The sequence below is a fragment of the Chryseobacterium gregarium DSM 19109 genome (assembly GCF_000430845.1).
GTDB classification, from domain to species: Bacteria; Bacteroidota; Bacteroidia; order Flavobacteriales; family Weeksellaceae; genus Chryseobacterium; species Chryseobacterium gregarium.
Window position 1 is genome coordinate 139,888 of record NZ_AUMU01000001.1, and the last position, 13,970, is coordinate 153,857.

Genomic DNA, 13,970 nt, shown 5'->3' on the forward strand with positions numbered 1-13,970 from the left:
AACTGCTGTCATTTTGAACAAAGTAGGGAAGATGGAGAATCTCTGAAATCGTTATGAGAAGAGACTATTCATACCTCAGAATGACAGAACTAACTTTTAATATTAGATCATGAGAATGAAATTCCAACCTATTTTTAATCTGCTCATCGGGGGAATACTGCTTTTTTCTCTTTCGGATTGTGCTGCAAATCAGCCTGATCCTAACAGAAAACTGATATGGAACGATGAGTTCAACGGAAAAGGTTTACCCGATCCATCAAAATGGAATTACGATGTCGGCGGCAGTGGTTTCGGAAATGAAGAATCCCAGTTTTATACTAAAAACCGTACGGAAAATGCAAGAATGGAAAAGGGAAACCTGGTGATTGAAGCCAGGAAAGAAAACTGGGAAGATAATAAATATACTTCAGCGAGGCTTTTAACCAAAGGGAAGTTTTCCTTTCAGTACGGAACGGTAGAAGTTCGTGCCAAACTTCCGAAAGGGCGCGGCACGTGGCCGGCTATCTGGATGCTGAGCGAAAAGATGAGGACCTGGCCGAATGACGGGGAATTGGATATTATGGAACATGTAGGCTATAACCAGGGATATATTCATGCATCGGTCCATACCAAAAATTATAACCATAAAATCAATACCCAGAAAACGGATACGGTCTTTGTGAAGGATGCCAGTGAAAAATTCCATGTCTATAAATTAGACTGGACCCCGAAAAGAATTGATGCTTATGTTGATAACCAGAAGTTCTTTACATGTGAAAATATAGAGAAAACTTATTCGGCATGGCCTTTTGACCAGCCGTATTTTATTATTTTAAACCTGGCAATCGGAGGGTTCTGGGGCGGGAAAGAAGGGATCGATGATACCATTTTCCCCCAGAAGTATTACATCGATTACGTAAGGGTTTATAAAAACGGCTCCTATTAAAATTGCTTTTATAAAAGAGCTGAAAATTCAGGAGAATTTCTAACGAATTAGATCATTAGAGTAGTAAAACAGAAAGAAGAAAGAAATGAAGAAACTTATTGTAAGTTGTTTGGTAGCAGGAATGGCTGTAAATGCCAATGCTCAGAATTACTGGAAAAAAAATGCAGGGAAACCGGCAAAAGTAATTTTTACCGGTTCTAAGACGAACGAAAAAATGGTTGATAAAGGGACTGTAAAATTCGAGAAGATGGCTCAGCCGAAAGAAACGGATGCCTGTATTTTTGTGGATCCGGATTTTAAATATCAGAAATTAATCGGAATCGGGGGCGCCATTACGGATGCTTCAGCCGAAACTTTTTACAAACTCCCTAAAAATAAGCAGAAAGAAATTATTGATGCCTATTACGGAAAAAATGGATTAGGATATACGGTTGTCCGTACTAATATGAACTCATGTGATTTCTCAAGCGATTCTTATACCTATGTTCAGGACAATGATGCTTCATTGAAATCATTTAATGTAGCGCATGATGAAAAATTTAAGATTCCGATGATCAAAGAAGCGCAGAAAGCGATCGGCAATGATTTTACCTTTTATTTTTCACCCTGGAGTCCACCGGCCTGGATGAAATCGAACAAAAGCATGCTGAAAGGAGGAAGGCTGGATAACACCTTCTATCAGACCTGGGCAGATTATTATATTAAATTCATTAAAGAATACGAAAAAAGAGGGATTAACATCTGGGGACTGACAATCCAGAATGAGCCGATGGCAACACAGACTTGGGAATCCTGTATTTATACCGCAGACGAAGAAGGGAAGTTCCTTAAGAAAAATCTCGGCCCAACGCTTTGGAAAAACGGCTATAAAGATAAAAAAGTAATGATCTGGGATCATAACCGTGACCTGATCTATCAGAGAGCAACCACCACCTTAAGCGATCCCGAAACTTCAAAATATGCTTCAGGAATCGGATATCACTGGTATGAAACCTGGAATAACAAAACCCAGCTTTTCGATAATTTACTGGAAACCCAAAGGGCTTTTCCGGATAAATTCCTTGCCTTTACGGAAGGCTGTAAAGAACAGTTTGATATGGCTAAAATTTACGACGTCAGTTTAGGGGAATTGTACGGAAGGAATATGATCAACGATTTTAATAAAGGAACCGCTTTATGGACCGACTGGAATGTCCTCCTGGACGAAACCGGCGGCCCGAATCATGTCGGGAATTTCTGTTTCGCACCCATCATCGCTGATACTAAAACCGGAGAGGTTCATTATACCTATGAATATTATTATGTAGGCCATGTTTCAAAATTCATCAAGCCCAATGCCCAAAGAATCGGAAGTTCATCCAACAGGGCTGCTCTGACCTCCACAACGTTTATGAATGAAAACGGACAATTGGTTACTGTCATCATGAATGATTCCGATCAGGACATTGATACGAATCTTTGGATTGAAGGAATGTCGGCTAAGCTGTCAGCTCCCGCGCATTCGATACAGACGGTTATTTTATAAAAGACTTCATATTAGATTATTTTTTTAGAAGCGGCGGCACTAAAGGTGCCGCCGCTTTCCTATTAAAATTTCCTGCAGATAAAAAAGCCGAAACAATTTGTTTCGGCATGGGGAGTATGTTATAAAAATATTTCAATAATAATTATTCGGTGTCATATTTCCTGATCACTTTCTGCGTAACCCCGGTACTGCTGAAGCCTCCGTCATGGAAAAGGTTCTGCATGGTTACTTTTTTAGTAAGGTCAGAGAAAAGTGTTACACAGTAGTCGGCACATTCAAGAGCCGTAGCATTCCCCAGCGGAGACATATCTTCTGCAAAGCCCAGGAAACTTCCGAAACCTTTCACACCGCTTCCGGCAGTGGTAGGCGTTGGTGACTGAGAAACGGTGTTGACCCGTACTTTTCTTTCTCCCCAGTAGTTTCCGAAGGTTCTGGCAATGCTTTCAAGATAAGCCTTGTTATCTGACATATCATTATAATCAGGAAACGTTCTCTGGGCGGCAATGTAAGAAAGCGCCAAAATACTTCCCCATTCATTCATACAGTCTTTTTCATAAGCAACACGCATCACCTTGTGAAAAGAAACCGCTGAAATATCCCAGCCTTTTTCCAGCCAGTCGTAATTCATTTCGGTATAGGGTTTTCCTTTTCTTACGTTGATAGACATTCCGATAGAGTGAAGAATAAAGTCGATTTTACCGAATTTAGCAACGGCAGCATCAAAAAGTTTTTCCAGATCTTCAATAGAAGTGGCATCTGCGCCGATCACTTCAGATCCTGTTTTTTCTGCTAAACCGTTAAGTTCTCCCATTCTTAATGCAATAGGAGCATTGGATAATATAAATTCAGCACCTTCTTCATGACATCTCTCTGCAACTTTCCATGCGATTGATTGTTCATTAAGGGCTCCGAAAATAATCCCCTTTTTGCCTTTAAGTAAACCGTATGACATAATTTTTTAATGTTTATTAATTTACAAATGTAGCAATATTTGTGCTGATGGCATAATAAAAAACGGAGCCTTTTTATATAAGGCTCCGTTTTATTGAAAATATTTATATGACTGAAATTTTAATTGGTCTTCTTATTCCATTCTGCTTTTACATCTTCTGATGCATCTTTGGTCTTTTCCCATGCATCATTTGCTTTATCCTTGATATTATCCCATGCATCTGATGCATTGTTTTTCACTCTGTCAAACCAGTCTTCCTGTTGTGCCTCTTCATCATTATTCCTTTTTTCATTAATATAATCTTTCGCTCTGTCAGCCAGCTCCTCAACTTTCCATTTTGCATCGTTTGCCGTGCTTTTCAATGAATCTTCTGTATTGTTAACTGCATTTTCCGCTTTGTTGTAATCTGAATTGTTCATAACTGTAATATTTTGTTTGATTATTTTTATTGATATTTATCAACAAACAATAAGTATTCCTAAATTTTTTGCATACTGTTAAATTTTTCATAAAAGTTTTGGCTCGGAATTTCAGAGGTATTATGATTTCTTTTTAAAGCCAAAAATTGACTTTGATATCAACTATTTCACAAATTACGTACAACCCTTACTTATTGACTTTTGTGTAACAGTAAATGAATTGTAATACAATGAAGTACAAAGGTTCTGATAGACTTTAATTTTAAAATGTACCGTAGCAGTTAATGAAAAAGGATTTCAATATTGAAATCCTTTTTATCTTATGCTGATATTATATTTATTAAAAATACTATTTGAAATATTATTTAATAATTCTGTCCAATACCCATGTGATCAGCTTTTTCTCCGAACCATGGTGATTTGCCGAGAACTCGCCGCGCCTTCTGTTGGCAATGACATTGTTTACGGTAATGGCTTTATGCCCCAGCAATTTGGAAAGTGCATAAATCGCAGACGTTTCCATTTCAAAATTCGTTACGCCGAGGTCATTCAGTGTTTCCAGAAACTGGTCATCTACGGATTTCAGGCGAAGCTGCCTTCCCTGCGGTGCATAGAATCCCGGAAAGGTGGCGGTATTGCCGTGGTATTTCGCATCCTTGTATAAATCGCCCAGTTCTTCTGCCCAATCCGAAAAATAAAGCATCGGCTTAATTTTGGGGTAAGGGAATTTTTCCATGAAATTTTTTGAGAAGTCATTTTCAAATTCATAATCCGGGTAAAAATGCATAAGCCCGTCCAGTCCTACCACGTTTTGGGTCACCAGCATATTATCCACCTGAACATCAGGGTTTACACTTCCGCAGGTTCCCATCCTGAAAAGCTGCAATGCCGAATGCTCCGTTTTAAACATTTTATTTTTAAGATCAATGTTCACCAAAGCATCCAGTTCATTCATGACAATGTCAATGTTCTCGGTGCCAATCCCTGTTGACATCACGGTAATCCTTTCGCCGCGCAATGTTCCCGTGTGCGTATAAAATTCCCTTTTGTTTTTCCTGATCTCCACCGTATCGAAATAGGCCGAAACTTTCGCCACACGGTCGGGGTCACCTACGAGAATAATCTTTTCAGCAATATCTTCAGGTAAAAGGTTAAGGTGGTAAACACTTCCGTCATCGTTCAGAACCAGTTCTGAAGCCGCCAGTTTATTAAGCATATATTTTTTATTTGAATTAAAGGTTGTTTTAAAATCCGTCCCAAACTTCTTCACCATCATTTAAAACCATAGCCAAAAAGAAGCTGGCCGTTTGCTAATAATGAATATGATTAGGAGTTTAAAATTAGTAAAAAAAATTAACCTGAAGGCTGTTACGGCCAATGCATCGAATCCTAAAAAGCAGCAACCGGTTTTAAAAGATACCCATTATTTAATTCAAATTTAAAACTGTAGTAACATCGGATCCGCTGTCTATCGGTAGTTTTGCGCAAAAATTATCATGAAATTTTACCCTTTGGCCATTGTTATTCTGTTGATAGGTTTTGCGGTGATGTCTTTCAATCCTGTTCACAAAGGGATGGAAACTGAGAATACAGTGATTAATAAAGGGCTGGCAGACTTTAAAAACAAACTGGAGCAGCTGAAATCAGATGCTCATCAGTTTTCAGAAGATCACATTTCGCTTACCGACTTACAGCAATCCCTGAAAAATACGAGAAATTCTTTTAAAGAAATAGAATTCTATGTAGCTTATCATTACCCTGAATTTACAAAAACCCATCTTAATGCTGCTCCTTTATTCCATATTGAAGCAGCGGGAACGACGGCATATACGCTTCCCCCGGAAGGTCTGCAGGTACTGGATGAGCTTGTGTTTTCCGATGAAGCGGCAGACCATAAAGAAGAAATCAAAACCATCACTGATTTCTTATACAACAGTTACGCGGGTTTCTATTTAAGTTCCGTTAAAAACGGATTAAGTAAAGGGAATAACAAAACCTTACCGTTGAGAATCGAGCTTATCAGAATATACAGTCTGGGCATAACGGGTTTTGATACGCCGGGCTCTTTGAATATTTCCGAAGAAGCCGCGCATGCTTTTTCAGGAATGAATAAATACATCAATGATGATCCTTATTTTAAAAATTATAATGTTCAGAAAGCAGATACCATTTTAAAAGAGGCCATTAATTATTTATCGAAGAATAAAGATTTTGAAACCTTTGACAGGATTGCATTTTATAAAAAATACATACAGCCTTTATACGAAGAATTCGGAAACTGGGACGGAAGAAGTGATGACCTGAAAGAATTTTCAGGATGGAATGCCGGCAATAAAAATTTTTTCAGCAGTGATTTCCTGGATCCCTATTTTTATACCCTTTTAAAAAAGGAAGATGATAATCCGGAATTGAGAAAACTGGGAAAAGAGATTTTCTTTGATCAGGGAGTCAGTGATAACGGGAAAATGAGCTGTGCCACCTGCCACCTCCCGGAAAATGCCTTTACGGATCTGAAAGCGAAATCTCCAAGCAATGTAGAAGGGAAAACCGTATTGCGGAACTCTCCGTCTCTATACAATGCCGTTTTTGCCAAGAGATTTTTCTACGATTTACGGGCTTTTTACCTGGAACAGCAGGCAGAACATGTAATCTACAATAAAGATGAATTCAATACCAGCTATGAAAGCATCATTAAAAAATTAAAAACAAAACCTGAATACAGAAAGGCGTTTAAAAAAGCCTTTAAAAACGGGAATATCAGCAAAGAAAATTTTTCCAAAGCCTTAAGTTCTTATGTGGCCTCATTGTATTCCTATGATAGTGATTTTGACCGCTTCATGCGCAGTGAAAAAGATATTTCTTCTGATGCGAAAAAAGGTTTTAACCTGTTTATGGGGAAAGCCAACTGCGCCACATGTCATTTTGTGCCTAATTTTTCAGGACTGGTGCCGCCGTTATTTAATGAAAATGAGTCTGAAGTTTTAGGAATTACTGCAAAACCGGTCAGTCAGAAGCCGCTCCGGTTGGATGCAGATAAAGGAAGGCTCAACAGCCCGGTAAAAAAAGAAAATTCATGGATTTACGAGAATTCCTTTAAAACAGTGACGGTAAGAAATATTGAACTGACAAAACCGTATTTCCACAACGGCGCATTCAATACGCTGGAAGAAGTAATGGACTTCTATAATGAAGGCGGAGGGGAAGGGCTCGGCCTGCCCGTTAAAAACCAGACGCTGGCTCCGGATAAACTGAACCTGACAAAAACAGAGATCGGGCAGATCATTGCATTCCTGAACTCGCTGACCGATGTAAGCAGAAAATAAATATGAATTCCGAACGCTGAATGATCGGTTCACAGCGGCTTAACCCATTCTGATTTCTTTAGAATAGAATAAATGCGCCCCAGTTGATCAGTTTAGAAATTTCATTATTGATAAAGCAAAATTCAGTGGTCGCCATCATCCCTTAATTTAACATACGATTCATCTCCTTAATATTCGGTTCCCTATTAATTAATATTCGGCAATGTTTATTTAAACTCCTATTAACAGCGGGTTCCCGGTAAAAAAATAGCTTTGCAACGTTCAATAAATCGAAATTTGAAATGAAAAGAAAATTACTTACAGTGGCAGCGCTTGCGTTGATGACAAGCTCATTCTTGAATGCCCAGACTTTTGTTTTTAACAAGAATTCTTCATGGAAATACAATGACGGCAATACCGCGCTGGCCGCCCAGTGGAAAGATACCGATTATAATGTTTCTGCGTGGCCTCAGGGGAACGGACCTCTCGGTTATGGTGATCCGGTAACAACGACAACGGCCACAGGTCTTGTTACGGCCTATTTTGCAAAAGATTTTACGGTTAACCTGAATGATCTTTCCGCTTCTATGGAATTGGGCGTTATGAGAGATGACGGTATCGTGGTGTACCTGAACGGTGAAGAAATCGTACGGGATAATATGCCGGCCGGAACCATTGAATTTACTACATTATCCAGTACAACGGTTGACGGTGCTGCAGAAAGTGTATACAATGTTTTTTCTATCCCGAAATCCAAATTTGTTAACGGAAACAACAGGATTTCTATCGAGCTGCACAACAGAGGCGCATCAAGTTCAGATTTAAGAATCGATGCTTACCTTAAAACAGTAGTCACTACAACAACACCGGTTCCTTGTAACGCGAACCACATCAGCTGTTTTACCTCTATCGTTCCGACCGCACAGACTAATAAATTACTTATTCCGGCTGAACACAAATACCAGCTGATTTTAAAAGAAGGCGATAATTACACCGAAGGCGGAGGATTGGTAGGCGGTCAGAATGATTTCACGGCTTACGTTGCAAAAAATGCAAGCAGCACCAACGGGTATCTTTCTGTAAACCACGAAACGAATCCAGGTGGGATTACCATGGCGGAAATCAATTATAATGCTGTTACAAAGCTTTGGCAATTGTCGAGGTCAAGAGCGGTAAGCTTCTCGTCTCCGAGCCTGGTTCAGACCATAAGAAACTGTTCCGGAGGGATAACGCCTTGGGGAACGGTAGTCACTGCTGAAGAACAGACAACTTCAAGCGATGTTAACGGTGACGGAATGAAGGATTACGGCTGGCTGGTAGAGATTGATCCTGCAACAGCCCAGGTGATATCTCAGAATGCAGACGGTTCTAAAGGGAAGCTCTGGCAGATGGGAATTATGAACCACGAAAATGTTGTAGTGAATAATGCCGGGACGATCGCTTATTACGGTGAAGACGGCGGGACCCACATGGTATACAAATATGTGATGGATACTCCGAACAACCTTTCTTCAGGAAATCTTTATGTATTGAAGCTGGATCAGGGATTAAGCGGCGGAGATCCTGTAGCCACGACAGCAACTTGGGTTCAGGTTCCCAACAAAACAAAAGCCGACCAGAACAATACAACTTCCTTAGCGCAGTCGCTGGGCGGAACTTCTTTCAACGGGATCGAAGATGTGGACATCAGTCCGCTGGATGGTAAAATTTACTTTACCGCCAAAGGATTGAATAAAGTATACAGGCTTCAGGATAACGGAACCACAGCTTCCCAGGTAGAAACATTTGTCGGAGGACTTTCCACAAACTATTCTTTTGATACGGCTCAGGGAACAAAAACCGAAGTATGGGGAGACGGGAACGACAACCTTACCTTTGACGAACTGGGTAACCTTTGGGTGCTTCAGGACGGTGGTAAAAACTATATCTGGGTAATTGCTCCTGATCATACGCAGGCCAACCCGAAAGTGAAACTGTTTGCTTCCATGCCTGCAGGGTCAGAACCTACAGGGCTTACTTTTACGCCGGATCATAAATTCGGATTCTTCTCGGTTCAGCATCCGGATTCTACCATTTCTACAGATGTTGATGCCACAGGAAATACAATAGATTACAGAGGGAAGTCTGCTACGGTTGTGATTGCTCTTAAAAATAATCTAGGAACAGCAGGTTCTTTGGCTGCTATTGACACACAGGTAGAAAATACGGTAACGGTAGCTCCGAACCCGACGTCAGGGATCGTAAAGATCAATTCACCGAAAGGACTGAAAAACATTGCTGTTACCGCCTACAGCATCGACGGTAAAATTGTTTTCACCCAGAAATATTCAGGGACTAACAAAGCGTTGGACCTTGATTTTACGCATCAGCTTGAAGCTTCAAAAGTTTTGATTCTAAACATCGAAGCGGAAGGAGGATTCCAGCAGACGGTAAAGCTTTTGAAAAAATAACGATATAATTTCCAATACTGCCGGCGACATTTTGTTGCCGGTAGTTTTTTTGATGTATGAAAAAACTGTTTTTTTTAATTTCCATTGCAGCTCTTTCACAGGTAAAAGCTCAGATTGATCCGATAAAATACCCGACCTATACCAACATTGACGAAGCATTGAAAAGCGGCAAAACCGTTTACAGCATGAGTTTAAGGGGTAAGGGAATGTTTAATCTTCCTTCTGAGATCCAGCAGCTGGATTCTGTATTTTTCCTGAATTTAATGGAAAATAAATTTGAAAAGATGGATGAATCAATCTTTACGCTGAAAGAACTGACGATCTTAAACCTGAATGAAAACAGCATCAAATATATCCCCGACGAAATAAGTCAACTCCGGAAACTGGAAAGTTTTTCAATAAACCTGAACAGTCTTACCAGCATCAATCCACACGTTGCTGAGCTTCAGAAGCTGAAAGTAATCCATCTCGATGCCAATAACCTGAATATTTTCCCCGAAGCATTAATGCGGATTCCAAGCCTGGAAGAGATCAACCTGCAGGGAAACCAGATCAGTTTTATTGCAAAGGACCTGGATAAGATCAGAAATTTAAAATCATTGAACCTTTCTTCCAATCAGATTAACGATATGGAAAACCTGGAATTTCCAAAATCGTTAAAATACCTTGAACTGCAGCATAATTCCATCTCAAGACTTCCTGAAAAACTGTTTCAGTGCAGGAACCTTGAGTTTTTAAATGTAAGCAATAACAAGATCGGAGAAATTACGCCTGAAGTAAAAGGCCTGAAGAATGTGGTCAGTATGAATCTGGCAAACAATAATTTAAAAGATCTTCCAGCCGGATTTTCAAAATTAAAGAATCTTAAGACACTCATATTAACCGGAAACCCGATGGAAAAATCAACCGTTGAAAAATTAAGAGCCCTGATGCCGCAAACGCAGATTTATTTCTAAAATTGTTGACTCAGATATCTACCCGCAAAAGATACCAAATCTATCATTGGGTGTACAGTTTGGTTTAGCAGAAAGCTAAAGTCAGCATACGTTCTTTTATCCGCCGACCCTCTTGGTTTTATAGCCCATTTCTTTTAGGATATTCATGATCTTATCACGGTTATCACCCTGAATAATGATCGTTCCGTCCTTTTCAGAACCACCGATTCCCAAGGTGGTTTTTATTTTTTTAGAAATGTTTTTCAATTCTTCTTCACTGCCTTCCCAGCCTTCGACAATAGTTACCGGCTTTCCGTTTCTGCCTTTCTTTTCAAACTTGCATACCAGCGGTTCCTGCTGCTTAAACTGCTCTTCGGGCATTTTAAAATCCTTTTCTTCATGTTCAGGAAAAAGGTTTTTCAGTTGGTCTCGTAAATCCATGCTGTAAAATTAATAAAATATTCAAGGCAAAGAAAGATAATGAACTGAGAAGACTAAAACCTGTTTAAATGAAGGCTCACCCAATTCAGGAAGAAACCAAGAACCTGTTTACACTTCAGTATCGGAAGTTTATAAAAAACGTTTTAAAACTTATATGTTCCCGCTATTTTTTAGATTAAACAGATTTAAATGAACATAAATCTGGGCAATCTAATAATCTGTAAGAAATTATCTTTTTAAAATAAATTTGAACAGCTCAAATCTTTTAATAAAAATTTAAGTTGTTCAAATTCTTCGATTCATTTCAAATTAAATAAATTTGTGATACAAAAGTTTATACAAAATGTCAAAAAAAGCAATATTAGCAATCCTTGACGGATGGGGGCTGGGCCAGAATCCTGCCGTTTCCGCAATAGACCAGGCCAATACACCGTTTATCGATAGCTGTCTTAAAAATTTCCCGAACACCACGCTTGAAGCAAGCGGGCTGGCTGTTGGGCTGCCTTTGGGGCAAATGGGCAATTCTGAAGTGGGGCACATGAATCTCGGAGCGGGAAGAGTGGTCTACCAAAACCTGGTAAAGCTGAATATGGCAGTGGAAAACGGAACGCTGGGCAAGCAGAAAGTGATTCAGGATGCTTTTGAATATGCTAAGAGAGAAAATAAAAAGGTACACTTCATCGGTCTGGTATCAGACGGTGGTGTGCACTCCCATATCAATCATTTAAAGGGCCTGCTCACGGCAGCCCATGAATTCGGCTTGCATGAAAATGTATTCGTGCATGCTTTTACAGACGGCCGCGACTGTGATCCGCATTCCGGGAAAGGGTTTATCGAAGACCTTCAGAACCATATGGAGACAACGGTAGGTAAACTGGCTTCGGTGGTCGGAAGATACTACGCTATGGACAGAGACAAACGTTGGGAGCGCGTGAAAATTGCCTATGATGCCATGGTAGAAGGGGTAGGGGACCAGACCACCAATGCTTTAATGACCATTCAGAAGTCTTATGAGGAAAATATAACCGATGAATTTATGAAGCCGATCATTATGATCGATTCTACGGCTATCGGAAATGTAGTTCCTGTAGCCAAAATTAATGATCAGGATGTGGTGATCTCTTTCAATTTCCGTACAGACCGCGGAAGGGAAATCACGGAGGTTCTTTGCCAGCATGATAATCCGGAATATTTCATGAGGAAGCTGCCGCTTTATTATGTGACGTTAACAAACTATGATAAAACCTTCCAGAATGTCCATGTCGTTTTTGATGAAGAAGTACTGCATGAAACCATGGGTGAAATACTGGAAAGGAATCACAAGACACAGATCAGAATTGCAGAGACAGAAAAGTACCCTCACGTAACATTTTTCTTCTCGGGAGGCCGGGAAGAGCCGTTTGCCGGTGAAAAAAGACTGCTTTGTCCGAGTCCGAAGGATGTTCCGACCTATGATCTCAAGCCTGAAATGTCTGCTTATGACATAACCAATGCTATTCTTCCGGAGCTGGAAAACGAAACTGCGGATTTCATTTGCTTAAATTTTGCCAATACTGATATGGTGGGCCATACAGGCGTCTTTCAGGCAGCCATAACAGCTGCGGAAACCGTTGACCACTGCATCGAAAAAGTAGCCACAACGGCATATGAACACGGATATGCGGTATTCATCTTAGCCGATCACGGGAATTCTGATGTGATGATGAACCCTGACGGAAGCCCGAACACACAGCATTCCACCAACCTTGTTCCTTTTATCGTAATGGATAAAGAACATACCTGGAATTTAAAACCGGGTAAGCTTGGGGACGTGGCTCCGACTATTTTAAAAGTTATGGGTGTGGAAATTCCGGAAATCATGAACGGTGATATTTTAGTGAGTTAAAACCATACTATTCCATGAAAAATGCCGTTATATTATGTATAATGGCATTATTTATGATTAATATCAGGAGGAATTGAAATAATATTATGTCCTAAATAATAATAATATCATAACTTTGTAGTTTAATTCTAAAATCTAAAAATGTATCAACAGCTCGTAAGGAAAGAAGTAATGGGGATTTTGGAAAAGGAAGTCGGTTCTTTTCTGGAAAAGTTTTTAACGCCAATTGAAAAAATATGGCAGCCTTCAGATTATCTTCCGGATCCTTCAAGCTCAGATTTTAAACATGACTTAGAAGAGATCCAGACGTTCGCGCGGGAAATGCCTTATGATTTGTTTGTAACCTTAATCGGTGACTGTATTACCGAAGAAGCGTTGCCTTCTTATGAATCATGGCTTATGGGCGTTGACGGGATTGATCAGGAAAAGAAAGAAATCGGCTGGGCCAACTGGATAAGAGCATGGACCGGTGAAGAAAACCGACACGGTGATCTTTTAAGTAAATATTTATATCTGTGCGGAAGGGTGAATATGAGACAGATGGAGATCACTACCCAGTATCTGATCAATGATGGTTTCGATCTAGGAACCAGTATGGATCCATATAGAAATTTCATATATACAAGCTTTCAGGAAACAGCAACCAATATCTCCCACAGAAGGGTAGGGACTCTGGCTAAACAGTCAGGCAATACCAAACTGGCTAAAATGTGTGCCGTTATTGCTGCCGATGAGGCAAGACATGCAAAAGCGTATAAGCATTTTGTAACAAAAATCATGGAAATCGATCCATCGGAGATGATTATTGCATTTGAAGACATGATGCGTAAAAAAATCGTTATGCCTGCCCATATGATGAGACAGTCCGGGCAGAAAGCAGGAGAACTTTGGGGCCATTTTTCAGATGCGGCTCAGAGATGCATGGTGTATACGGGCCAGGATTATATCAATATCATGAAAGACCTTCTGGATGAATGGAAAATTGAGCATGTGAAAGGGTTGAATGAAAAGGCTGAAAAAGCTCAGGAATACTTGATGAAACTTCCTTCAAGACTTCAGAAGATTACAGACAGGATTTCAACGCCGGATCTTCAGTTCCATTTTAACTGGGTGAAAAGCTGATTCTGTATAAGTAA

The 13,970-nt window shown here is 39.9% G+C and carries 11 protein-coding genes; 7 read left to right on the forward strand and 4 right to left on the reverse strand.

Annotation, left to right across the window (positions count from 1 at the left end; translation table 11 throughout):
- The first annotated feature begins 115 nt into the window (after nt 1-115).
- Nucleotides 116-925, forward strand: coding sequence for a glycoside hydrolase family 16 protein (locus H561_RS0100760; protein ID WP_228372201.1), 810 nt, complete (start codon nt 116-118; stop codon nt 923-925).
- An 85-nt stretch (nt 926-1,010) separates the two neighbouring features.
- Nucleotides 1,011-2,450 carry a glycoside hydrolase family 30 protein gene (locus tag H561_RS0100765; protein ID WP_027385259.1) on the forward strand — a complete coding sequence of 480 codons (1,440 nt, stop codon included), beginning with the start codon at nt 1,011-1,013 and terminating at the stop codon, nt 2,448-2,450.
- Between the two features lie 142 nt (nt 2,451-2,592).
- On the opposite strand, the gene H561_RS0100775 is transcribed toward H561_RS0100765, so the two are convergent.
- From H561_RS0100775 to H561_RS0100785, 3 genes are all read right to left on the reverse strand, one after another.
- Nucleotides 2,593-3,402, reverse strand: coding sequence for an enoyl-ACP reductase FabI (locus tag H561_RS0100775; protein WP_027385260.1), 810 nt, complete (start codon nt 3,400-3,402; stop codon nt 2,593-2,595).
- 119 nt (nt 3,403-3,521) lie between these two features.
- Nucleotides 3,522-3,821 (reverse strand): hypothetical protein, encoded by a 300-nt coding sequence (locus H561_RS0100780; protein WP_027385261.1) that lies wholly within the window; start codon nt 3,819-3,821, stop codon nt 3,522-3,524.
- A gap of 361 nt (nt 3,822-4,182) precedes the next feature.
- On the reverse strand, nt 4,183-5,037 hold the full coding sequence (locus H561_RS0100785; protein WP_027385262.1) for a nucleoside phosphorylase: 855 nt from the start codon (nt 5,035-5,037) through the stop codon (nt 4,183-4,185).
- Between the two features lie 280 nt (nt 5,038-5,317).
- Between H561_RS0100785 and H561_RS0100795 the strand changes: the two genes are divergently transcribed.
- The 3 genes from H561_RS0100795 (at nt 5,318) to H561_RS0100805 (ending at nt 10,529) form a co-directional block, all read left to right on the forward strand.
- Entirely contained in the window at nt 5,318-7,144 is a 1,827-nt protein-coding gene (locus tag H561_RS0100795) for a cytochrome-c peroxidase (protein ID WP_027385263.1), read from the forward strand.
- Between the two features lie 281 nt (nt 7,145-7,425).
- Nucleotides 7,426-9,573, forward strand: a complete 2,148-nt coding sequence (locus tag H561_RS0100800) for an alkaline phosphatase PhoX (RefSeq protein WP_027385264.1) — start codon at nt 7,426-7,428, stop codon at nt 9,571-9,573.
- A 56-nt stretch (nt 9,574-9,629) separates the two neighbouring features.
- Nucleotides 9,630-10,529, forward strand: a complete 900-nt coding sequence (locus tag H561_RS0100805) for a leucine-rich repeat domain-containing protein (RefSeq protein ID WP_027385265.1) — start codon at nt 9,630-9,632, stop codon at nt 10,527-10,529.
- 96 nt (nt 10,530-10,625) lie between these two features.
- On the opposite strand, the gene H561_RS0100810 is transcribed toward H561_RS0100805, so the two are convergent.
- Entirely contained in the window at nt 10,626-10,949 is a 324-nt protein-coding gene (locus H561_RS0100810; protein ID WP_027385266.1) for a translation initiation factor, read from the reverse strand.
- Between the two features lie 343 nt (nt 10,950-11,292).
- On the opposite strand from H561_RS0100810, the gene gpmI reads away from it, so the two are divergent.
- Both gpmI and H561_RS0100820 read left to right on the forward strand, forming a co-directional pair.
- Entirely contained in the window at nt 11,293-12,834 is a 1,542-nt protein-coding gene (gene gpmI / locus H561_RS0100815; protein ID WP_027385267.1) for a 2,3-bisphosphoglycerate-independent phosphoglycerate mutase, read from the forward strand.
- A 141-nt stretch (nt 12,835-12,975) separates the two neighbouring features.
- A complete protein-coding gene (locus tag H561_RS0100820) occupies nt 12,976-13,956 on the forward strand; it encodes an acyl-ACP desaturase (RefSeq protein WP_027385268.1) in 981 nt (326 codons plus the stop codon).
- The last annotated feature ends 14 nt before the right edge of the window (nt 13,957-13,970 follow it).